Raw genomic sequence first — 22,144 nt, forward strand, 5'->3', positions numbered from 1 at the left:
TAATTTAGAAAAATCCTATTGCCCTTCCTAAAGAGTTGAAAAAGGATTCGTTTGGGGGAACCATATGTATGTCAAAACCAGAGGACATGATTTTGTCCTCACCCCAACGTTCGAGCATGTAATTACGGTAATGCACTTCATGTAAATGACCAATAGCTCCTATTTTTTCTCTTGCTTCATGCTTTCGTTCGTCTTCAATGATCTCAAGGTAACGGAGGTTATAATAGAGATTTTCAGGCATAAATTCCTTCGCTTTCTTAAAGTAAGGAATCGCCTCTTGTTTCTTTTCCTCGAAATAAACAAGGACATCAGCCAATAAATAATACATTTTTGCCAGAGTTTGGCGCATCTCTTTTGATTTGGACTCATTAAAAGCAATGAAAGCTCGAAGCTCCTTTTTCAATTCTTCTACTTCGTCGATGTGTTCTTTAAGGAATAGGGTTCGAGTGCTTAAATGATCGTTATAATCAATGGGAACTGCAAGTCGTGCAATCAAACAATCAATCTTACGCAGTAATAATTTATTATAAAGTTGAGTTAACGCACTATTGCTATTAAGGAATAAGTATTCATTAAGTTGATATTGTGCTTTATTCAATTGAGCTCGATCGGCGTCTTTAGCCGAGTGTATGAGTTCATCAATTATCAAAATAGTCGATGCATAAGTCATGCTTGCCTCCATGAGAAGAAAATCATGAGGTTTGATACGTACTATCTTTGACGCGAGGATGATTTGCTCTGCAGCAATTTGTGCTGCTTCAGTTTTTTGACTGAGCAAGAGTTCTTTTACTCGAGATTCATTGGCATTAAATTGAGTGCAATAATGTTCTCGTAAGCGCTCAAGCCCGTGTTTATTAAATTTGAAATTAGGATGACTTGTATACAAAGTATCTGCGTCTTGAAACCGTTTGTTTTCAATGGCAGAGTCAAATTGATGTAAAATCCATTCTTCTTTTATTGTGATATCCTGCATTGAATCCTCTTGATCAAGAATCTGGGGTTCAAGTCGGACGGCTTGGGCTAAACACTCGAGAGTTTGATTACCAATAAGTAGTTTGGTTATCCCCCATTTACTTTTTTCCCTTTTAGCATCGTTTATATAAGATTTAGCGACTTGGATGCGTAATTGGGGATAGGGTATCAAATAAACTGCTTGTTCTTCGTTGTCAAAATTAGCTTTGATGTAATCAACAGCTTGTTCCTGATCGCTCATATTGAGTGATAAAAATAATGCAGCGATAAGCTCAACTGCAAGTTTTAAGGCTTGGGGATCAAATTGCTCCTGAGTTAAATAATAATCGATAAAAGGTTTTTTAAACTTATGTTTGACTTCGGGAGACCATGCTAATGCTTCGTGGTATTGTTGTTGGGCAGCCAAATGTTGGGCATAGGCTTCAGCAAAGAGACTGGATTGAAAACAATTTGCTTTGTTGACGGATTGTCCGTAGTAATGAATTTGGCTGATTGCATCTTTTATTATTTGGTAGTCTTGAGGATCGATGGAGGGAACTAAATAAGCCAAATATTCTTGTATTAAGGTTTGTCCAAAAGGGTACCCTACACGAATGGATGCATTGAATTCTGGAAAACTATGGGAGTGAGTGAGAAAATGACTCATTAATATTCGTTGCAGTTCTTTAGAGGTGTGATTGGTTCTGGGTGAGTGGGTTAATTTTATGAAACGTTTAGAGATTGGGAATCCATCGCTGCTTTTATTCAACTCCTTAGCTTTAAAACCTTTTATATAGCCAGTATAGGCGATTTTGGCTAAAGTCATTTCTATTCGATTAGGATGGCAATGATTTTCAAAGCCTAACCAACCTTTAAATGATTCAAAAATTGTACGAAACCAACTAACACGAAAAATATCGATTCCATCGGTGTATAATCTTTGCCGCGGATACAATGTAACTTCTCGCCAAAACGTCTGGTATTCATCTTCATCGAAATCGTAGATAACGAAGTCAGGAAGGTGAATTCTCCCGTTTTCTTGGTATTTTCGGACGATATGTCTTGCTAATTTTAAACGCAACATACAAAACCTTAATAAAATTAAGCAATTGTATGTTAATTTAAAATCAAGTATTGAGCAATTGAGTTATAAGATGAGCAGGGTAAAGACGTATTTTAGATGCATTGTTGTCTTTGTTGCTGCGTAACTGCTGAAATTAATTTTGGCAATTGGGGCAAAAAAAAGAATTACGGCCAGCAATCAAGAGGGACTTGATAGGGTGTTGACAAAGCAAGCAAGGTTGATTTTTTCGACCATACACTTTGAGGGACATACTGAAGTAACCTGGTTTGCCATCAAAAGCATAAAAGTCACGCAGCGTAGTTCCACCGCATAATATTGCCTGTTTGAGTACTTCTTTAATCTGTTTTGTAAGTACCTGACATCTTAATTCAGAGAGCATTTTCGCTGGAGTAGCTGGATGAATATTAGCTAAAAATAGACTTTCAGTAGCATAAATATTTCCGACACCTACTACAATTTCATTATCCATAATCAATGATTTGATGGGTTTATTTTTATTTTTTGCCCTTTGAACTAAGTAATGCCCATTAAATTCATTAGAAAGAGGTTCAGGGCCTAAATGAGCAAATAGTGGATGTTGGTACGGATTTTCATCAATATAAAGAAACAAACCAAAACGCCTAGGATCACAGAAGCGAAGCATACAGCCATTGGTCAACGTTAACAGGATGTGATCGTGTTTTTCTGGTTCACTCTTAGCCTCGACTATGCGTAAATGTCCTGACATTCCGAGATGGATTAATAGATATCCTTTTGAGAGCTGGATCAGAATGTATTTTGCCCTACGAAAAACTGCGACTATTTTTTTGCCAGCACACAATTGATCCAAATTAGGAGGAACAGGGATGCGAAGTTTAGAATTACGCACCGTAACCTCTTGGATTGTTTGTCCTTCGAGATGGGATTTTATTCCTTCTTTTGTAGTTTCAACCTCAGGTAACTCAGGCATTATTTTTGATCGTCATGGTCAATGACTCGGCCCTGATTTTTTGTAGTTATTTCTGTTTTAGCCGGGTTGTTTGGAAATAGATACTGTTTTATGGTTGCGATTATCCAGAGAATGCCCCCAATAAGAAGACCCCAAATCAAAACATAGGAAAACATAAACAGCAGTCCAAAGAATAGTGCAATAGCAACCCCTGCAATTAAGAAGGGCACTATATTCTCAAAAATTTTTCCTAAGGAAAATTTATCATTCATAACATAATTCCTATATTATTATCTATTAATTATCGGCTACATAATGAAATGTTGCAACGTAAAGAGTAAAATTGTGTTATCCTTAATATGATATAAGGATTTTCTGGAATTCTTATTTGGGTACCCAAACTAAAGGATGAGTTTTTTCTTAATTTGCATTTTGCATTTTGCATTTAAAGTGGAGCTATTATGGTTTTTGGTTATTTAAACCTGTCTTTTTGGGGATATGTGATTGCAACGTTGGTTATGACGCAAATTACTATCGCAGCAGTAACGCTATATCTTCATCGAAATCAAACGCATCGGGCGATGACATTGCATCCTATTGTCAGTCATTTTTTCCGTTTATGGTTGTGGTTAACAACTGGAATGGTTACCGCAGATTGGGTTGCTATTCATCGTAAACATCACGCCTCATCAGATGTTGAGGGAGATCCTCATAGCCCTGTAGTTTTTGGCATTAAAAAAGTATTTTGGCAAGGAGCTGAACTTTATAAAACAGCTCGTAAAGATAAAGAAATGGTAGCTAAGTACTCTCATGGTACTCCCACAGATTGGCTTGAGCGAAAAGTTTATTCTCCTCATTCTGCCAAGGGAATTTTGCTCATGTTACTCATCGATCTCTTCTTATTTGGTGTGCCTGGCATTACGGTCTGGGCAATTCAAATGATGTGGATACCTGTTCACGCCGCTGGGGTCATTAATGGAATTGGTCACCATTGGGGATATAGAAATTTTGAATGTCCAGATGCTGCAAGAAATATTTTCCCCTGGGGTTTTTGGATAGGTGGAGAAGAATTACATAATAACCATCATACTTTTGCTTCTTCTGCAAAGTTCTCGGTTAAATGGTGGGAATTTGATATTGGCTGGATGTACATTCGTATTCTTTCCTTTTTAGGCCTTGCCAAAGTTAAAAAATTACCACCAAAACTGGCTATGGAAAAAGGTAAGCTGCAAGTCGATTTAGATACGGTTAAAGCCGTGATCTCGAATCGTTTTCAAGTGATGTCTAATTATTATAAAATTGTGATTAGACCCATACTGAAACAAGAAAAATATAACAACCTAGAGAGCAAAGAAGAAAAGAAACTTTTTGCGCGTGCTGGAAGTCTATTACGACGTGAAAATTGTCTTTTAAGTAATAAAGCAAAAATCCGTTTGTCTCATTTGTTAGAAGCTCGTGAACAATTGCGTATTGTTTATGCTTACAAGCAATCATTGCAAGGTATTTGGTTGAAGACGGCCTCTACCCAAAAAGAACTTATTGAGGCACTACAGCAATGGTGTCGTCAAGCTGAAGAATCAGGTCTTGATGTATTGAGACAATTTGCGCAACAGATCAAAGGATATGTTCCTGTATATAGATAATTTTTATATATTTCTCCCCTGTCTTTTCATGAAAGTGAAAGGACAGGGTGAGAAATGGTAATTCTATTTGTTTTTTCATTTTGATTGTCTATAGTAGTATTTTAATCTCGTAATAACAGGGAGTGGTTATGATGAAAGGTGTAGCATTAGTTACTGGTGGTACGGGTGGTATAGGGACAGCCATTTGTCAACGTTTAGCTGCCGATTTTCAGGTTGTTGCGTGTTATTTCAAACATGGAAAGCATGAAGAAGCGAAACAATGGCAAGAGGAACAAAAAAAGCTCGGTTATGATATAGATATCGTTTACGGTGATATCGCACAATTTGCAGATTGTGAAAAAATATTGGCTTTAGTCATGGAGCGTTATGGCCGAGTTGACGTTCTAGTTAATAATGCCGGGGTTACTCAAGATTGTAGTTTACGAAAAATGACTCCCGAGCAATGGCAATGTGTGATTGATGCCAATCTAACCAGCGTATTTAATATGACTCGCAATACAATCCCTGTAATGCTCGATAAAGGTTATGGTCGGATTATTAGCATTTCTTCAATTAATGGACGAAAAGGTCAATTTGGCCAATGTAATTATGCTTCGACCAAGTCTGCGCTCTATGGGTTTACTAAAAGTCTTGCCTTGGAAGTAGCGAATAAAGGCATCACTGTGAATACGGTTTCTCCTGGTTATATCGAAACTCCTATGCTTGCTTCTGTGAAAGAAGAAGTACTTAAATCAATTATCTCAAATATTCCTGTTGGCCGTTTAGGGTATCCAAAAGAGATCGCTGATGCGGTGGCTTTTTTAGCATCTTCGGAAAGTGGATTTATTACTGGTGCGAACTTAGATATTAATGGCGGACAGTATATGTAAAGTTTAGCCCAGGAGGGTGACTCTTGGGCAGTAAAGTCATTTTTTCATTAATTCTCACAACTTTCTAACTCATAGAGAACCATATGCAACATAATAATATTGTATTGATTACTGGTGGTACTGGCGATATCGGCACTGCAATCGCGAAAGAATTGAACTCCTCTTACAAACATATTTTTGCTCTTGATTTAATTTCTGAGGATGAAGGAAAAGCATGGAAAAAAGAACGAGTAGATGAAGGTCATAAGAATATCTATTTTCGTCATATGGACGTAACCGATTATGAGCAATGCGGAAAGGTTATTTCTTCCATTATTGAAGAGTACGGTAATATTGATGCGTTAATTAATAATGCAGGAATTACTCGGGATGCTGTATTTACAAAAATGACCAAGCAGCAATGGGATGAAGTATTAACTGTGAACCTCGATGGTATGTTTAATGTAACTCGCCATGTAGTGGAAAACATGAAAGAGCATGAGTCCGGTCGGATCGTGAATGTTTCTTCGGTGAATGCTCAAAAAGGACAATTTTCGCAAGTAAACTATGCCGCATCCAAAGCAGGAGTTTATGGTTTTACTAAGAGTTTGGCGCAAGAGCTAATGAGTAAAAACATCACTGTGAACAGTCTTTCTCCAGGTTATGTAGATACTCGATTAATGAAAGGTATTCGTCCAGATATTTTAGAAGGAATCATTGCGCAAATTCCTGCTAAACGTTTAGCACAAACTCAAGAAATTGCTTGGGCTGTAGAATTTCTAATTAGTGAAAAGAGTCGATATATTACCGGAGCTAATCTGAGCGTCAACGGTGGTCTCCACATGTATTAAATGCTATCTTCCTTATAATAAAGACTTCTTCCTGTTTCAGGAGAAGTAATAGGTTCATCTCTATTCAGTTAAGGAATTATTGTTGTTTGTATCCAACGGTCTATCCGCAGGAACCCTCAGGCTGAACCTTAAACTTAAATGGCGATGAAGAATAGGGTGATATTTTTACCCTCACCTAATATAAAGAGAAAACTATGACTCGATTAATAAAAAAATACAAAAATCGTCGGCTTTATGATACTGAAACAAGTCAGTATATAACCCTAGAAGAGTTACAGCGCTATGTTGTAGAGGGAAAGCAATTTAAAGTGGAAGATTCCTTAACCGGAAATGACATCACCAACTCTATTTTATTACAAATTATTGTTGAGATGGAGGCAGGTTCAACCCAATTTTTATCTTCAGAGATATTACGGCAAATCATTGCTCTCGCAAATCATCCAATGCATGCTTCTTTAAAACAGATGATAGAGCAAATGTTCCAAGCGATGGAAAAACCTTTACAAAATAATCCCTACCGCCAGGCTACTGAAACATGGAATCAACAAATGCAAACCATGATGCAACAATGGCAAAATTTATTTAAAGGTTAAGCGGGAAAGTGTTCTTTAAATAGAAAGGGAAACCCACGTATTCATTTTTATGCTGCATTGCAAAAAATATTTGCCTAACCCATTGACATATGTGGACTCTATGGACTAATATTAAATTGTGCAATGCAACATAGAGGAGAATATCATGACTCAACAAAATTTTGAAAGATGGACTGAAATGGCAAAAAAACTTCAAGAGCCTTTTCAAGCCATGGCTGAATTAAATGTAAAAACCTTACAAGGTATGAATTATCTCAAACCTGAAGAGATCGCGGGTATTAAAAAACCTGAAGAACTATTGGAAAAGCAAATTAATGTAGCTGTTGAAAATGGCCACAAAGCTTTAGATTATATGCAAAAATCTTTTCAAATTGTTGAAAAGGCTATGTTAGGTTTCGTACAAGAAGCTAAAAAAGCATCTGAAGCTAAACATTAGTTATATCTTTTAAAAGCAGCGCTAACATTCAGTTTGTGCTGCTTTTAAGTTTCCTAATCATCTAATCCTTTAATCTTCCATCCATGCAATTAATCTTGATGCTGTTTCTTATAAATCCATTCTCACTCATCTATTTGGATACTTTCAACTCTCATTATTTCACAGTAGATGAATTTCAATTAATCCTTATGTCTTAATACACCCACTAACAGTTGATTAAACTTTAACAAAACTAGTCAAATAATAGATTGTTTCTGGGTGGGGGTAGAAAAGTGCTTTTTTAGTTCTCCACAAGAGGATACAATGTTCAAGATGAGAATGATTCTATGAATAAGACTACTAAAATGGGGGCATTGATTGAGTGATCATTTTTCGTTATTTAGCTAAAGAAGTGTTTCTCACTTTGATCGCGCTAACCTCCATACTGGTATTAATTTTTCTGAGCAACCAATTCATACAATATCTAAATCGGGCAGCCTCCGGAAATATTCCTGGTGTCATTATTATGAAGTTAATGGTACTTGAATTGCCTACTTTACTCAGCTTGTTGATACCATTGGGTTTTTATATTGCCATGTTACTCGCTTACGGGCGTTTATATGCGGAAAGTGAGATGACTGTATTACGTGCCTGTGGATATGGGCCCAATCAATTACTAAAACATAGTTTTATCATGGCTACAGTAGTGGCAATTATTGTGGCAATAGTAATGATTTGGGTGAGTCCTTTGATTTATATTGAACGTTCTAAGCTGTTACGCACCACAGGGATTCAAACCTTGGTACAAACAATCATGCCCGGACGCTTTCATGCGATTAATGGAGGCCGGGAAGTATTTTATGTCCAGTCTATGAGCAGGGATCATGCTAAAGCGGAACAGGTATTTCTGGCAAAACGGAGTGTTATCGATAAACAAATACGATGGGATGTATTATGGGCAGACCAAGCCTTTGCCGAAACAGATGCAAAAACAGGTGAGGACTATATCATTCTGCAAAATGGTAAAGAATATCAGGGAATTCCAGGCCATGCTGATTATCAAGTTGTGGAATTTGGTGAATATAAAGCGCGATTACCCCATCCTGTAATGAAGGCATCTGAAGATCTCCGTACAATGAGTACCGCAAGCTTATTACCTTATAATAATGAAAGTCCTGCTAAAGCAGCTGAGTTACAATGGCGTATATCTGTACCCGTCATGGTCTTTACTTTAACTTTGATTGCAGTTCCTTTGAGCCGAATAAATCCACGTTCTGGTAAATACGCCAAGTTACTACCCGCAATCATTGTTTACATTCTCTATGCTAATTTTTTGTTTATCGGACGTGATGCAATGATTTCCGGAAAAACACCTCAGTGGATGGGTTTATGGTGGGTGCATCTTATTATTGGTCTCTTTGGGCTATTCCTAATCTGGCGTGATCGGGTGAAGCTAGCATGAGTATGAAAATACTAGATCGCTATATTGCGAAAACTGTTCTTAGCTCCATTGCTTTAGTCACGCTGATGTTAGTAGGTTTAGAGATTTTTATTTTATTCGTAGGCGAAATTAGTGACTTGGGCCGAGTTGACTACGGTATCGTACAAGCAACGTTTTTTATCTTGTTACAAATGCCTTATCAAGTGTATTTATTTTTCCCCATGGCAAGCCTTTTAGGCTCTTTGATTGGCCTGGGTATTTTGGCCAATAATAGCGAGTTAGTAGTGATGCGGGCCTCAGGTATGTCAATAGGACAAATAACCTGGGCCGTTTTAAAAGCATCTTTATTACTTATTGTGATAGTTACTGCACTTGGCGAAACCGTAGTACCTTACTTAGCCCATTATGGCAATGACTATAAATCTGCGGCAGTCAGTGGAGGTCAAACATTAAGAACCTCAAAAGGTTTCTGGTTGCGTCATGGCAATGATTTTATTTCTGTGGGTTTGATACGCTCTAATAATACCCTAAACAACATTTATCAGTTTCATTTTGATGCCCATCATCATTTAAGAATGTCGCGTTTTATTCGCGAAGCGAAATATACCCCAACAGGCTGGGTGGCCTATAATGTGCAACAATCCGATTTTGGTGCGGATAAAATCACAGCTCGAACGATTCCTTCTCTTCCTTGGGAGATATCTGTAAAGCCCAAAATCTTGATGATTAGCAGTAGCGATCCAGATGAGATGACTCTGAAAGAACTAAATCGTTATATACGTGAGCAAAAGCGAAATCATCAAAATGTGCATAACTATCAATTCGCTTTTTTACAACGAATTATTCAACCCTTTACGACCATGGTAATGATGATTCTCTCTATTCCCTTTATCTTTGGGCCACTGCGCTCAAGCACGATGGGATCAAAATTGTTAGTGGGGGCTGCGGTCGGTTTTAGCTTTCATATTGTAAGCCGTTTTTTTGGTCCTCTAAGCACAGTTTTTCAATTGCCATCTGAATTAGCAGCTTTAGGTCCCACTTTTATTTTTGCTCTTTTGGGTTTGTATTTGATGCGAAGAGTTAGGTAAATGACCTGAACAGGCGTTGATGACCTATTTGAGCTTCTACTCATATTCTTATTGTGGTAAAATATTGTACACCCCGTGTGAAATCCTAAAAATATGAAAATTCAGTGCAAGTTTTGTCGACAGCGCATGGAACCCACTGTTTGTTGCGAAAAAAGATTAGTTACTACGGATCAAGCAGTATATTATTGCAGTTTATGCAAAAAACAATTATTTGTTTTAGGTGGTTTTTTGGATAAACCATTTTGGCAGAGACCCATATATTTATGGTTTTGTGGTTCATACATCATCGATTTGATTGATTATTGGGAAAAGGCAAAAAATCTTTTAAGTGAGATGCATCTTGGTAAATTAGCTTACCTTGTTTTATCCATAATTTTGACACTAATTGCTTATTTCTTTTTGAAGTAAAGAGCCTGTGACGATGCGAGATTTTTGTAGCTTGATTCCGCTTTGCTGCATCAAGGATTATACCACTTGTCCAGCGGCCCATCCCGATGACCAAGCCCATTGAAAATTATATCCTCCTAACCAACCAGTAACGTCTAAGGCTTCGCCAATGAAATAAAGGCCAGGGGTATCTTGAGCTTCCATTGTTTTAGAAGAAATGGCATGGCAATCTACACCGCCAAGAGTTACTTCAGCAGTACGATATCCTTCAGTCCCATTTGGTTTTACAATCCAGGAGTTGAGTTGTTTTGCTATAGATTCGAAATCACGATTTGATAAATCTGCAAGTTTCTTATCAGCAAGTTCTGGAGAAATAAATAATTCAATAACTCGTTTGGGCAAATGAGTGGACAAGATTGAGTTTAATTGTTTTTGTGGTTTTTCTAGACGGACTTTTTTTAAGTACTCCAATACCTTGATTTCAGGTAATAAATTAATACAAATGCATTCTCCAGGATGCCAGTAGGAAGACAATTGCAAAATGGCAGGGCCACTCAAACCGCGGTGGGTGAATAATGTATTTTCACGAAATTCTATGCGGGCATTGCTAACTAAGCTATCAATACCAATCCCAGAAAGCAGAGCGGCTCGTTCTTTTTCCAATACATCCAAAGTAAGAGGAACCAGCCCGGCACGAGTGGGCCATACTTTTATCCCAAATTGTTCTGCAACTTTATAGGCAAATGGACTTGCTCCCATTGTAGGGATGGATAAACCACCACTGGCAATGATCAAAGACTCACAGCTCAATATCCCCTTGGTGGTTTGTAGTTTAAATTGGTATGATTTTTCAATCTGTTCTATGCGGGTATTAAGTTGAATAGCTACACCTACAGCAGCACATTCTTTAAGCAGCATATCAACAATATCTTTCGATTTATTATCACAAAATAATTGACCTAAAGTTTTTTCATGGAAAGGAATTTTATGTTTTTTAACGAGTTCGATAAAGTTCCATTGCGTGTAGCGTGTTAAGGCAGATTTTAAAAAATGGGGATTATTTGAGGTGTATTTTTCAGGTTCAATATAATAGTTAGTAAAATTACACCGGCCCCCGCCTGACATTAAAATTTTTTTTCCAACTTTATTCGCATGATCTAATACTAGAACTTTACGATGGCGTTTTCCTGCTTCAATCGCACACATTAAACCTGCGGCGCCTGCACCAATAATAATGACATCAACTGCTTCCATCTCGGTTCGACTTGTTTTAAAACTTAAACATGCAAGATTAACACGCGTTAAGCGGGATTCAAAGATTTCTTATTGCCCTACGTGAGATTCTTTTATACAATCACTTAACCTACTAATTTTTAATACATTTTATGTATATTCTTAAGCACCTATTAGCTATCTTATTGGGTATAACCATCTTACCTTTGCGCATATTTGCATACAATACGTTATTTGCAATCTTTGCGTCGCTTATTGGGGTGGGAGCTGTAGTACACCTTCCTCTAGCCTTTGCCTATATGTTTAAAAATAAGGGTATGTCGCCCACAATGAATTTTCTGCTTACTATGTTGGTTGTAGTGCCAATGACAGTAGCAACTATTTCAATCGTTTTTGCAATGACTGCGACTTATTTAATATACGATACGGTACTTAGAATGCTCGAATCGTTTTGGCTGGGTTTTAGAAGTGGTTTGCTTTATGAAATGGAGGGTTTTGGAAATGCATATCGTACCCAAACTTTGAATTCAGATTTATTTGTACAGCTAAGAGCTTTTATTGATTGGGTCAATGAAGAAGAATCAATTGATGAGGTCGATTTTGATGGATTTCAACGTATTAGAGGAGAATTACAAGACGTTGTCGTAGTGCATGAAGATTTAGAGGTTCCGAATCTCGAACAGAAAACCCCTAAGAAACTTTCCAAATTATTAGATAAAACCCAGTTACAACAAATTGAAAAACTTATAAATGTTTTGGCCCAGCCCCAAAAACCTTTATCACATCAAGAAAAACAACAGTTAGAATCTTTAAAAAAGTTGTATATGCAATATAACGATTTGTCGAAGAAACTGGAGGAGGTACGTGTTGCTTTAGAACAAAATGATAAAACTCAAATTAAGGATGAAATAATTGTTTATAATGAAGTGGAAACCCCCATTTTATTGGTAAAACAATATAAAAATGACCAGGATGACAAATGGTATAATGTCCCTGCGAACAGTTATGTAACAGATAAAGAAAGTTTATTACAGTGGTTAAAACTGAAGCCGCGCCATCCTCTCAATAAAGATTTGTTGAAAAAACCAGACTTTTATAACGGCATGACTACCCGGTATATTTGGTATGTTCTTACCTTAGAAGATTGCACTTCGCAAGAGCTAGATGAGGCGGCTGCACAAATGTCTGTTCTAGTTGAGGTTTTGCAGCCTTTAGTATCGGATACGCAAAAAATAGAATTGGGGCTGGGTTCCTCTTCACAATCATTTTTTAGTTCCGGAAAGAGTCATTCTGATCTTCAAATACCTCCATCCGATCCTGGCCCTGCACTTAAACCCTTTAAAATTGGCGAAGTATAAGGCAAGTTTCTTTTGCAAAGAATTATTTTCTTTTTTTTCTGGATTATAATCACAATATTAATTTAAGCTTATACTGTAAGTATTCAGCGATCTATTTAAGGACAATCATCATGAATGAACTTGATATTTTACAATTATTTTATGATGAGATGAAAAATCGTAGTGCCACTCGAGATCAAGTCTTTTTGAACATGGAAGAGGATGCTGCGGCAATACTTTCCCAAAAGTTAGGACAGTCGGTATCCGTTGCAAATCTACAAAAATTAACGGATATATGTATTGCTAATGAATGGCTGGAGCGAACGACTGCAGATCCTAATTATAAATATTTATCGTTAACGGAAGCAGGATTACAAACTATTTTAGCTAATCAGTACAGTTAATTGTGCATTAAGGGTATAAACTTTAAGCAAAAGTAGGTAAAATACGTCAATTTTATTCTTTTTTGTTGTTAACATGCCAAAACGAACCGATATTAAATCCATTCTCATCCTGGGAGCAGGCCCTATTGTAATAGGACAAGCTTGTGAATTTGACTACTCAGGTACCCAAGCGGTGCGTGCCCTCCGGGAGGAAGGGTATCGGGTGATCTTGGTGAACTCCAATCCTGCCACCATTATGACCGATCCAGAACTTGCAGATGCCACCTATGTGGAACCAGTGTCCTGGAAAGAGGTCGCTCGTATCATTGAAATTGAACGTCCAGATGCGCTGTTACCTACAATGGGGGGGCAAACAGCTCTAAACTGTGCTTTGGATTTAGTACGCGAAGGAATCTTAGCAAAATATAATGTTGAAATGATTGGCGCAACCCGAGAAGCGATTGATCGGGCTGAAGATAGAGAAAAATTCCGTCAATTAATGATCAAAATTGGTTTGGATATGCCTCGCTCAGCGATTGCTCATAGTCTGGAGGAAGCTATTCAGGTACAAGCGCAGCTCGGTTATCCAGCAATTATTCGCCCATCATTTACCATGGGGGGTAGTGGGGGTGGTATTGCCTACAATCGTGAAGAATTTGAAGAAATTTGTACGCGAGGGTTGGAGTTGTCACCTACCCATGAGTTATTGATTGATGAGTCAGTGCTTGGGTGGAAAGAGTTCGAAATGGAAGTAGTCCGCGACAAAAATGATAATTGTATTATTGTCTGTACCATTGAAAATTTTGATCCTATGGGTGTCCATACTGGAGATTCGATTACAGTAGCTCCGGCGCAAACGCTCACTGACAAAGAATATCAGCGAATGCGGGATGCGGCTATTAAAGTATTAAGAGCAGTAGGAGTGGATACCGGCGGTTCGAATGTACAATTTGCCGTTAATCCTGAAGATGGAAGAATGCTGGTGGTTGAAATGAACCCCAGGGTTTCTCGAAGTTCTGCGTTAGCATCTAAGGCAACTGGATTTCCTATTGCGAAGGTCGCAGCCAAACTGGCTGTAGGTTATACTCTCGATGAGTTAAAAAATGAAATTACCGGTGGGAAAACTCCTGCATCATTTGAACCCAGTATTGATTATGTAGTGACTAAGGTCCCTCGCTTTAATTTCGATAAATTTCCCCAGACTTCAACCACATTGACCACCCAGATGAAATCTGTGGGCGAGGTTATGGCCATTGGATCCAATTTTCAGGAATCATTACAAAAGGCAATTCGTGGTTTAGAAATAGGGCGCTGTGGTCTGCATTCTTTATTTCCAAAAGGTGATTTAGCCCGTTTACGAGGACATTTGCGAGAACCAACCCCTGATAGACTTTGGTATATCGCTGATGCATTTAGAAATAATATGTCTCTTGAAGAAGTTCATCAGGAAAGCCGGGTTGATCCCTGGTTTTTAGCGCAAGTCGAGGAACTGATTGCTTTAGAACGTTCTGTAACAGGCAAGGCTTTGGCAGATATCGATACTTTTACGTTACGCTTGTTGAAGCGAAAGGGTTTTGCCGATGCGTACCTAGCCCAAATATGGGCCTGCCCTGAAGAGCAGGTTCGCACACGACGCAAAGAGCTAGGCATTGTTCCTGTTTATAAGCGCATTGATTCATGTGCTGGTGAATTCCCAAGTGATACGGCCTATATGTATTCCTGTTATGAAACTCGTTGTGAGTCTCGGCCTGATACAGACAAGAAAAAGATCATGATTCTTGGTGGGGGTCCTAACCGTATTGGTCAGGGAATAGAATTTGATTATTGTTGTGTGCATGCAGCGATGGCGCTTAGAGAAGCCGGGTGCCAGACGATTATGGTCAATTGCAATCCCGAAACAGTTTCTACAGATTTTGATACCTCGGATCGGTTGTATTTTGAACCAGTAACCCTAGAAGATGTTTTAGGAATTGTCGATGTAGAAAAACCAGACGGAGTGATTGTTCATTACGGTGGGCAAACCCCTTTAAAATTAGCACGCGCTTTAGAAGCTAACGGTGTTAAAATTATTGGAACCTCCCCGGACGCTATTGATAGAGCGGAAGATAGAGACCGGTTTCAAAAATTAGTTACTGAATTAAAATTACATCAACCTGATAATGGCACGGTGCGGAGTGAGGCAGAAGCCATAGCTTTAGCAAATAAAATTGGTTATCCGTTGGTTGTTAGACCTTCCTATGTTCTCGGTGGTCGAGCTATGGAAGTTGTCTATCAAGAAGATGATTTACGACATTATCTATCGCATGCAGTTGCGGTATCTAATGACTCTCCCGTTTTATTGGATAAATTTTTAAATGATGCAATTGAAGTAGATATTGATGCGGTTTGTGATGGTAAAGAAGTATTGATTGGTGCTGTAATGGAGCATATAGAACAAGCGGGTATTCATTCAGGAGATTCTGCTTGTACGTTACCTCCATTTAGCTTAAGTGTTGTGGTGCAACAAGACCTAATGGAACAAATGCGGCAAATGGCTTTGAATTTAGGTGTTGTCGGTTTGATTAATGCACAATTTGCAATTCAAGCGGATGACATTTATGTCTTGGAAGTCAATCCAAGGGCCTCAAGAACAGTTCCTTTTGTTTCCAAAGCGACAGGATTGCCTTTGGCTAAAATCGCTGCTCTTTGTAAATTGGGTGTTAGTTTGAAAGAACAAGGATTAAGCAGCCAAAATCACCATATGCCATCGTTTTATTCCATTAAACTTCCGGTATTTCCTTTCATCAAATTCTCTGGAGTAGATTCTATTCTGGGGCCAGAAATGAAATCTACGGGTGAAGTGATGGGTATTGCCAGACGTTTCGGACAAGCTTATGCTAAAGCACAATTGGGTGCTGGTTGCAACATAGCTAAACGACGTCGCGCTTTTGTCTCTGTTCGAGATGCAGATAAAACACGAGTGGGTGAAATTGCTAAACGGTTAATTGAATTAGGTTTTGAAATAATTGCAACGCGCGGTACTGCATTGGCCTTGCAAGCAGCAGGTGTCGATTGCCGTAGAGTATTTAAAGTGAACGAAGGGCGTCCCCACGTTTTAGATTTTATAAAAAATAATGAAATTGATTTTATTGTAAATACAACTGAGGGTAAGCAAGCTATTGCCGATTCATTTGCAATCAGGCGCAATGCATTGCAACACAAGGTTAGCTATACTACAACTTTGTCAGGAGCTGAGGCAGCTTGCTTGGCTATGAAATATGAAGATAGAGAAACTGTGACCCGATTGCAGGATTTACATTAAAAAATCGTAGGGGTAAAGCACAGCGTAATCGGGTTGCTTTTTACAAGTAACCCGTTATGGCTGATGTCCTCATCCCTGCTACGATCTAACAATGGTTTAACTTAATGTGAAAAGCTCTTTTTCTTGTTGTTTTGGAGAAAAAGTAGAATTACCAGGGAATTATTATTTTGAGGTAGATATGAGTAAACACCCCATGACATTACAAGGTGCCCAAGCACTGAAAGAAGAATTACATCGTTTAAAATTTATTGATAGACCTCGTATAGTTGAGGCGATAGCGACAGCACGAGCTCACGGTGATTTGAAAGAAAATGCCGAATATCATGCGGCTCGAGAACAGCAAAGCTTTAATGAGGGCCGTATTCAGGAGCTGGAAGCTAAATTATCTCATGCACAAATTATTGATATCAGCAAGCTCCCCAATAATGGTAAGGTGGTTTTTGGCGCTACAGTGACTGTGTGTCATGTCTCATCAGATGCTACCCTCACCTACAAAATTGTGGGTGAAGATGAGGCGGATATTAAACAAAATAAAATTTCTTATAGTTCTCCAATCGGTCGTGCTCTAATTGGTAAGGAATTGGACGATGCAGTAACAGTAAATACACCCGGCGGAATGGTGGATTATGAAATTATTGATGTACAATACGTCTAATGACGCCTAAAAATTAGATCTCCCAAAATGGAACCTGGGCATCCCTCAAAGCCCAGGTTTTGAATCGTTATGTTCACTAAATCGATAACCAAGTTTTATACAATAGATTTCACATTCTTCCTTAGTGATTTGTTCTGCATTTTTCTTCCATTTTTGCTTACTTGCTCCCAAAATATAAAAAGAATCTTCTTAATCCAACAAAAGGTCTATAATTAAATATAGCTTTTTGAACCGATGCTAAAAACAAATATAATCTGGATGTTTACTATTACAGGAAGTAATAATGAGCGTATTATCTGAATGGTTTCAAACAACACCAATTCCAGCTAATGTCATTACTGGTTATTATGATTTTAAACTCGTAACCTTATCCTATGTAATTGCGGTTCTTGCATCGTATGTTGCCTTAACTTTTGTGGGAAGGCTTCGCGCTACAAAAAATACGTATCGCCGAATTTATTGGCTCGCAGGTGGTGCTTTTGCAATGGGAGCAGGAATTTGGTCTATGCATTTTGTGGGAATGCTCGCCTTTATTATGCCTATGCCCATGGAGTATGACATAAATTGGACTGCTGCTTCGTTAATCATTGCCATACTTGCTTCCGCTTTAGCCTTATTTATTTTACAGAGAAAAGATTATTCGATTGTTCATCTGGCTCTGGGTGGTTTAATCGTGGGTCTTGCGATATCCACCATGCACTATATGGGCATGGAAGGGATGAAAGTGCATGTAAATATTCATTATTTACCCGGGTTATTTTTTCTTTCTATTGGTATAGGGATTGCTGCGGCAGAAACTGCGCTCTGGCTAGCGTTGGAGAGTAACTATGGTTCGAGTAAAAGACAATTTAATCTGAAAATTATTAGTTCTTTATTAATGGGGTTTGCCATATGCGGGATGCATTACACAGGAATGTCAGCCGCTGTATTTACAACCAGTCTAACCCACGTTATGACCGACGAGAATGTGGCAATTCAACAAAATTATTTAGCCTATTTTGTGGCTGGAATCAGCGGCTTAATTTTTATTATTGCCCTCACTGCATCGGGTTATTACAAGAAAATGCTCACCGCGATAGATAATGAGAAAGAATTTCTTAATGCGATGCTTGATAATTTAGAGGATGGCATTATAGCCTGCAATGCAGAAGGGCGAATTACCGTATTAAACCATACAATTCAAAAATACATTAATTCAGATAAGACAGATAAGAACATTGATAATATATTGGATTATTTTAGTCTTCACACCATGCAAAATACGCCCCTCGCCCCAGATGATTTTCCACTTAAACGGGCCTTAAATGGTGAGCGTTTGCGCGACATTGAGCTCTTTATGCATGTTAAAAAAAATGGAGTTCGCAATGTGGTGATTGATGGACAAAAGATCATTAACTCTGAAGGAAAGAACTTAGGTGCGGTTATCGTCATCCATGATATAACTGATTTAAAACAAACTGAGAAATTAAAAAATGAATTTGTTTCTATAGTGAGTCATGAATTACGTACCCCACTTACTTCAATACGAGGTTCTTTGGGGCTATTGGTCAGCGGTGTTTTAGGGAAATTTCCTGAAAAGGTAATGAAATTGCTTGAGATCGCGAACAATAATTGCGAACGCTTACTTTTATTAATCAATGACATTTTGGATATTGAAAAAATTGAAGCAGGGAAAATGGATTTTGAGTTAAAAGTAACGAACTTAAATAAACTAGTAAGCGAGTCTATAGATGTTAACAAAATGTATGCGGACAAATTTAAAGTTAAAATTAAATTACTCCCACCTGAACATGAGTATTTAGTGACGGTTGATCCTGACCGGTTAATGCAAGTTTTAGCAAATTTGGTTTCTAATGCATGTAAATTTTCTTATGAAAATGAGACGGTCACGATACAAATTAAACAATTGAACTCAGTAGTCCGCGTATCGGTTGTAAATAAAGGGAAGGGAATTTCTCCTGAATTTCAGTCACGTATTTTTCAAAAATTTTCTCAAGGAGATTCATCAACTACCCGTGGGAAAGGGGGAACTGGTTTAGGATTAAATATTAGCAAAATGATTATTGAAAAATTGGGTGGTACGTTACATTTTGAGAGTAAGCCTGATGAGCTCACCACATTTTATTTTGAATTGCCATTAGCACAAAAATCCCTTCTCGTGACAGCAGAAAAAAATCAAATAATTATTCCGGAAACCAAAAAGCGCTTACTTATTTGTGACGATGATGAGGATCAATCTAATTATATTAAGTTACTTTTAGAGTCAGCCGGTTTTATTGCTGAGATTGCTTCTTCCGCGGCTGAAGCGCGACGCTTATTACAACATCAGCAATACCATGCACTTTTATTGGATCTAATATTACCTGACCAGGATGGGATCTCATTCATTAGAGAATTACGTATGGATAAAAAAACTATGAATTTGCCCATTATTGTACTTTCTGTAATTGCTCAAACAGGAAAAGAGTTATCCAATGGTGATGCTGTTTCAATTATAGACTGGCTGGATAAGCCCATTGATTTTAAAAAACTACTTCAGTCAATTAATAAAGTACAAAAAAGTGATTTTCAAAAAAAACCTCATATATTGCATATCGAAGACAATAAGGATACGCAAGAAATTGTAGAAACGCTTCTTGAAAAACATGCAAATATCTCAACAGCAAATAACCTACAGGAAGCAAAACAAATGCTTGAAAAAGACAAGTATAGTTTGGTTATTTTAGATTTATTGTTACCCGATGGGAATGGAGCAGAAATTTTACCTTTGATCTCAAAATATCATGCACCGGTGGTTGTATTTTCTGATACCAAGTTAAATGAAGATTTCTCAAAGTTTGTTAGCCAGGCTTTACTTAAATCGAATTCTTCAAATGAAATTTTGTTAAATACTATTAAAAACCTTCTTTAAGTCCTATTAAAGGAGAACACTATGGCGAATAAAGAGCTTAAAAGAATTTTATATGCTGAGGATGAAGAGGATATAAGAGCTATTGCCCAAATTGCTTTAGAAGATATTGGCGGGTTTTCGGTAATGTATTGCTCTAATGGGAAAAAAATTCTTGAGGCAGCGAAAGAATACACACCTGATTTGCTTTTATTGGATGTAATGATGCCTGAAATGGATGGGCCCACTACCCTACGCGAATTACGTAAGAATCCAGATTTTATAAAAATACCCGCTATATTTATGACTGCTAAAATACAAAATAATGAGATAGCAGATTATAAGTCAATCGGAGCAATTGATGTAATTAAAAAACCTTTTGATCCGTTGACTCTCGCAACATCAATAAAAAATGCATGGTTGAAATATAATGGATGAAAATACACAAAAAAAATTGCATAATCTTTTCGTTCTCTATAGTAAGAGTCTTCCGGAGAAAATTCACAATATAGAGATGCAGTGGCATGCCCAACTTAAAGAATGGAATTTAACAGGCTTTCAGAATTTTCATCGTGATGTCCACAGTTTGTGTGGCTCAGCGGGCACCTACGGTTATACAGAATTAAGTAAGACCGCGCGTAAGATGGAAATATTATTAAAGGATATTCTCACTAAGGGTAAATTAACTCAGGATGATCAAGAGAAAATCACTCCCTTTTTTAACCAGTTGAAAAGTGTATTGGCTCAAGAAATTCCTAAGAAGCCGATTTTCGCAGAGGAGACTCAACCTACCGATAATAAGTTAGTGTATATATTGGAGCAGGAAAAGGAATTAGTTAATGAACTTATTGAAAATTTAAAGCAAGCAGGCTATTGCGCGCAATCAATAAAAAATATGCCTTCATTATTGAGTTCAATACAAGAAAACCAACCTATTGCAATTATTATCAATACGGATTATCTGAAAAAATCGGCCCTAGAACAGCTGATCGACATACAAAAACAACAAAAAACGCCCAGCCAATTGTTTTGTATTATCCCTAATGCTGATTTATTACCTCGACTTACTGCCATCCGGGCGGGTTGTGTGGCGTATTTTCAAAAGCCTCTTGATGTGTCTTATTTGGTGCAGGAATTAAATATAAATTGCAGTTCGTCTGTTAATGAAGCTTATAGAATCTTAATTTTGGATGACTCGAAATCTTTGACGGAATATTACTCTCTGATTTTGAAACAAGCAGATATGATTACTCGTGCCATTACTAATCCATTGAACTTATTAAAAGAGCTGGAAGCATTTCATCCTGATTTACTTTTAATGGATGTTTATATGCCTGGATGTTCTGGTTTAGAACTTGCCGCTTTACTGCGTAAGGACAGAAGATATACAAAAATCCCAATTATTTTTCTGTCTACAGAAGATGATAAAAATAAAAAATTAGCTGCAATCAGTTTAGGTGGAGATGATTTTCTTACTAAGCCTATTTCACCCCATGATTTAGTTTCAGCAGTACGATCACGATCAAACCGCGCCAGTATTTTAAATTATTACATGACCACCGACAGCCTAACGGGGTTATTAAACCACTCAAGTATTTTGAATCGTTTAAACATTGAAATTGCGCGAGCAAAACAACAAAACAGCTCTCTTTCATTTGTAATGATTGATATTGATCATTTTAAATCGATAAATGACTCTTACGGTCATCCATTTGGGGATCTGGTAATTAAAAAGTTATCTTCTTTACTTATGGTGAGTTTACGAAATCGAGACATCATTGGACGGTATGGAGGTGAGGAGTTTGCAATCATCTTGCCCGGTGCAAGTCTTGAATGCAGCCAAAAAATCTGCAATGACTTGCGACTGCAATTTTCTCAAAATTATTTCACAGTGAATGGACAAAAGGTTCATGTAACCATTAGTGTGGGCATTTCTTATTTTGATGGGAATTATGATATTAATAACTTAGTAAATCAAGCAGATAAAGCATTATATAAAGCTAAAGAAAATGGAAGAAACCAAGTAGTTATTTTTGACGAAACCTTGGTTTTAAATTAGTTGCCAAACATGTAATTTAAGTGAAAATCAAATATTACCTGGGTTTCAAAGAATGAGTAC

19 protein-coding genes are annotated in these 22,144 nt (G+C 37.6%); 15 read left to right on the forward strand and 4 right to left on the reverse strand.

Features of this window, described 5'->3' with window-relative positions:
• Positions 1-4 precede the first annotated feature (4 nt).
• The 3 genes from HBNCFIEN_RS01820 to HBNCFIEN_RS01830 form a co-directional block, all read right to left on the reverse strand.
• Positions 5-2,035, reverse strand: coding sequence for a hypothetical protein (locus HBNCFIEN_RS01820; protein ID WP_182392449.1), 2,031 nt, complete (start codon positions 2,033-2,035; stop codon positions 5-7).
• A 133-nt stretch (positions 2,036-2,168) separates the two neighbouring features.
• Positions 2,169-2,984, reverse strand: coding sequence for a bifunctional DNA-formamidopyrimidine glycosylase/DNA-(apurinic or apyrimidinic site) lyase (mutM, locus tag HBNCFIEN_RS01825; RefSeq protein ID WP_182392450.1), 816 nt, complete (start codon positions 2,982-2,984; stop codon positions 2,169-2,171).
• The gene (locus HBNCFIEN_RS01830) at positions 2,984-3,235 is read right to left on the reverse strand and encodes a hypothetical protein (protein ID WP_182392451.1); all 252 of its coding nucleotides are present in this window, start codon (positions 3,233-3,235) and stop codon (positions 2,984-2,986) included. Before HBNCFIEN_RS01830 ends, mutM begins: the two co-directional genes overlap by 1 nt.
• Before the next feature lie 189 nt (positions 3,236-3,424).
• Between HBNCFIEN_RS01830 and HBNCFIEN_RS01835 the strand changes: the two genes are divergently transcribed.
• The 8 genes from HBNCFIEN_RS01835 to HBNCFIEN_RS01870 all read left to right on the forward strand — a co-directional run bounded on the left by HBNCFIEN_RS01835 (position 3,425) and on the right by HBNCFIEN_RS01870 (position 10,250).
• Complete coding sequence (locus HBNCFIEN_RS01835; protein ID WP_182392452.1) at positions 3,425-4,606, forward strand: fatty acid desaturase; 1,182 nt, start codon at positions 3,425-3,427, stop codon at positions 4,604-4,606.
• A 128-nt stretch (positions 4,607-4,734) separates the two neighbouring features.
• Entirely contained in the window at positions 4,735-5,475 is a 741-nt protein-coding gene (gene phbB / locus HBNCFIEN_RS01840; RefSeq protein WP_182392453.1) for an acetoacetyl-CoA reductase, read from the forward strand.
• An 83-nt stretch (positions 5,476-5,558) separates the two neighbouring features.
• On the forward strand, positions 5,559-6,305 hold the full coding sequence (gene phbB, locus HBNCFIEN_RS01845; protein ID WP_182392454.1) for an acetoacetyl-CoA reductase: 747 nt from the start codon (positions 5,559-5,561) through the stop codon (positions 6,303-6,305).
• Positions 6,306-6,499: 194 nt separating this feature from the next.
• Positions 6,500-6,898: a polyhydroxyalkanoate synthesis regulator DNA-binding domain-containing protein gene (locus tag HBNCFIEN_RS01850; RefSeq protein ID WP_182392455.1), complete on the forward strand. Its 399-nt coding sequence runs from the start codon at positions 6,500-6,502 to the stop codon at positions 6,896-6,898.
• 145 nt (positions 6,899-7,043) lie between these two features.
• On the forward strand, positions 7,044-7,334 hold the full coding sequence (locus HBNCFIEN_RS01855) for a phasin family protein (protein WP_182392456.1): 291 nt from the start codon (positions 7,044-7,046) through the stop codon (positions 7,332-7,334).
• A 361-nt stretch (positions 7,335-7,695) separates the two neighbouring features.
• A complete protein-coding gene (gene lptF, locus HBNCFIEN_RS01860; RefSeq protein WP_182392457.1) occupies positions 7,696-8,775 on the forward strand; it encodes an LPS export ABC transporter permease LptF in 1,080 nt (359 codons plus the stop codon).
• Complete coding sequence (gene lptG / locus HBNCFIEN_RS01865) at positions 8,772-9,842, forward strand: LPS export ABC transporter permease LptG (RefSeq protein WP_182392458.1); 1,071 nt, start codon at positions 8,772-8,774, stop codon at positions 9,840-9,842. The genes lptF and lptG overlap by 4 nt, the downstream gene beginning before the upstream one ends.
• 126 nt (positions 9,843-9,968) lie before the next feature.
• Positions 9,969-10,250 (forward strand): hypothetical protein, encoded by a 282-nt coding sequence (locus HBNCFIEN_RS01870; RefSeq protein WP_182392459.1) that lies wholly within the window; start codon positions 9,969-9,971, stop codon positions 10,248-10,250.
• A 57-nt stretch (positions 10,251-10,307) separates the two neighbouring features.
• Here HBNCFIEN_RS01870 and HBNCFIEN_RS01875 read toward each other — a convergent pair whose 3' ends face one another.
• Entirely contained in the window at positions 10,308-11,483 is a 1,176-nt protein-coding gene (locus HBNCFIEN_RS01875) for an NAD(P)/FAD-dependent oxidoreductase (RefSeq protein WP_182392460.1), read from the reverse strand.
• A 131-nt stretch (positions 11,484-11,614) separates the two neighbouring features.
• On the opposite strand from HBNCFIEN_RS01875, the gene HBNCFIEN_RS01880 reads away from it, so the two are divergent.
• The 7 genes from HBNCFIEN_RS01880 to HBNCFIEN_RS01910 all read left to right on the forward strand — a co-directional run bounded on the left by HBNCFIEN_RS01880 (position 11,615) and on the right by HBNCFIEN_RS01910 (position 22,084).
• The gene (locus HBNCFIEN_RS01880; RefSeq protein WP_182392461.1) at positions 11,615-12,820 is read left to right on the forward strand and encodes a coiled coil protein; all 1,206 of its coding nucleotides are present in this window, start codon (positions 11,615-11,617) and stop codon (positions 12,818-12,820) included.
• Positions 12,821-12,930: 110 nt separating this feature from the next.
• A complete protein-coding gene (locus tag HBNCFIEN_RS01885; protein ID WP_182392462.1) occupies positions 12,931-13,203 on the forward strand; it encodes a hypothetical protein in 273 nt (90 codons plus the stop codon).
• A 73-nt stretch (positions 13,204-13,276) separates the two neighbouring features.
• A complete protein-coding gene (gene carB, locus HBNCFIEN_RS01890; protein ID WP_182392463.1) occupies positions 13,277-16,483 on the forward strand; it encodes a carbamoyl-phosphate synthase large subunit in 3,207 nt (1,068 codons plus the stop codon).
• Positions 16,484-16,661: 178 nt separating this feature from the next.
• On the forward strand, positions 16,662-17,138 hold the full coding sequence (greA, locus tag HBNCFIEN_RS01895; protein WP_182392464.1) for a transcription elongation factor GreA: 477 nt from the start codon (positions 16,662-16,664) through the stop codon (positions 17,136-17,138).
• A 283-nt stretch (positions 17,139-17,421) separates the two neighbouring features.
• The gene (locus HBNCFIEN_RS01900; protein WP_182392465.1) at positions 17,422-20,049 is read left to right on the forward strand and encodes an MHYT domain-containing protein; all 2,628 of its coding nucleotides are present in this window, start codon (positions 17,422-17,424) and stop codon (positions 20,047-20,049) included.
• Between the two features lie 21 nt (positions 20,050-20,070).
• The gene (locus HBNCFIEN_RS01905) at positions 20,071-20,463 is read left to right on the forward strand and encodes a response regulator (protein ID WP_182392466.1); all 393 of its coding nucleotides are present in this window, start codon (positions 20,071-20,073) and stop codon (positions 20,461-20,463) included.
• Positions 20,456-22,084, forward strand: coding sequence for a diguanylate cyclase (locus tag HBNCFIEN_RS01910; RefSeq protein ID WP_182392467.1), 1,629 nt, complete (start codon positions 20,456-20,458; stop codon positions 22,082-22,084). Before HBNCFIEN_RS01905 ends, HBNCFIEN_RS01910 begins: the two co-directional genes overlap by 8 nt.
• The last annotated feature ends 60 nt before the right edge of the window (positions 22,085-22,144 follow it).

The organism is Legionella sp. PC997, assembly GCF_014109825.1.
Classification (GTDB): domain Bacteria; phylum Pseudomonadota; class Gammaproteobacteria; order Legionellales; family Legionellaceae; genus Legionella.

What these genes read in the sequence shown, in the direction of transcription:
- HBNCFIEN_RS01900 (WP_182392465.1), top strand. Translation starts at nt 17,422, where the DNA reads ATGAGCGTATTATCTGAATGGTTTCAAACAACACCAATTCCAGCTAAT.
- HBNCFIEN_RS01820 (WP_182392449.1), bottom strand. Translation starts at nt 2,035, where the DNA reads ATGTTGCGTTTAAAATTAGCAAGACATATCGTCCGAAAATACCAAGAA.
- lptG (WP_182392458.1), top strand. Translation starts at nt 8,772, where the DNA reads ATGAGTATGAAAATACTAGATCGCTATATTGCGAAAACTGTTCTTAGC.
- HBNCFIEN_RS01835 (WP_182392452.1), top strand. Translation starts at nt 3,425, where the DNA reads ATGGTTTTTGGTTATTTAAACCTGTCTTTTTGGGGATATGTGATTGCA.
- phbB (WP_182392454.1), top strand. Translation starts at nt 5,559, where the DNA reads ATGCAACATAATAATATTGTATTGATTACTGGTGGTACTGGCGATATC.
- HBNCFIEN_RS01855 (WP_182392456.1), top strand. Translation starts at nt 7,044, where the DNA reads ATGACTCAACAAAATTTTGAAAGATGGACTGAAATGGCAAAAAAACTT.
- HBNCFIEN_RS01830 (WP_182392451.1), bottom strand. Translation starts at nt 3,235, where the DNA reads ATGAATGATAAATTTTCCTTAGGAAAAATTTTTGAGAATATAGTGCCC.
- mutM (WP_182392450.1), bottom strand. Translation starts at nt 2,984, where the DNA reads ATGCCTGAGTTACCTGAGGTTGAAACTACAAAAGAAGGAATAAAATCC.
- HBNCFIEN_RS01885 (WP_182392462.1), top strand. Translation starts at nt 12,931, where the DNA reads ATGAATGAACTTGATATTTTACAATTATTTTATGATGAGATGAAAAAT.
- greA (WP_182392464.1), top strand. Translation starts at nt 16,662, where the DNA reads ATGAGTAAACACCCCATGACATTACAAGGTGCCCAAGCACTGAAAGAA.
- HBNCFIEN_RS01850 (WP_182392455.1), top strand. Translation starts at nt 6,500, where the DNA reads ATGACTCGATTAATAAAAAAATACAAAAATCGTCGGCTTTATGATACT.
- HBNCFIEN_RS01875 (WP_182392460.1), bottom strand. Translation starts at nt 11,483, where the DNA reads ATGGAAGCAGTTGATGTCATTATTATTGGTGCAGGCGCCGCAGGTTTA.
- HBNCFIEN_RS01905 (WP_182392466.1), top strand. Translation starts at nt 20,071, where the DNA reads ATGGCGAATAAAGAGCTTAAAAGAATTTTATATGCTGAGGATGAAGAG.
- phbB (WP_182392453.1), top strand. Translation starts at nt 4,735, where the DNA reads ATGATGAAAGGTGTAGCATTAGTTACTGGTGGTACGGGTGGTATAGGG.
- carB (WP_182392463.1), top strand. Translation starts at nt 13,277, where the DNA reads ATGCCAAAACGAACCGATATTAAATCCATTCTCATCCTGGGAGCAGGC.
- HBNCFIEN_RS01870 (WP_182392459.1), top strand. Translation starts at nt 9,969, where the DNA reads ATGGAACCCACTGTTTGTTGCGAAAAAAGATTAGTTACTACGGATCAA.
- HBNCFIEN_RS01910 (WP_182392467.1), top strand. Translation starts at nt 20,456, where the DNA reads ATGGATGAAAATACACAAAAAAAATTGCATAATCTTTTCGTTCTCTAT.
- HBNCFIEN_RS01880 (WP_182392461.1), top strand. Translation starts at nt 11,615, where the DNA reads ATGTATATTCTTAAGCACCTATTAGCTATCTTATTGGGTATAACCATC.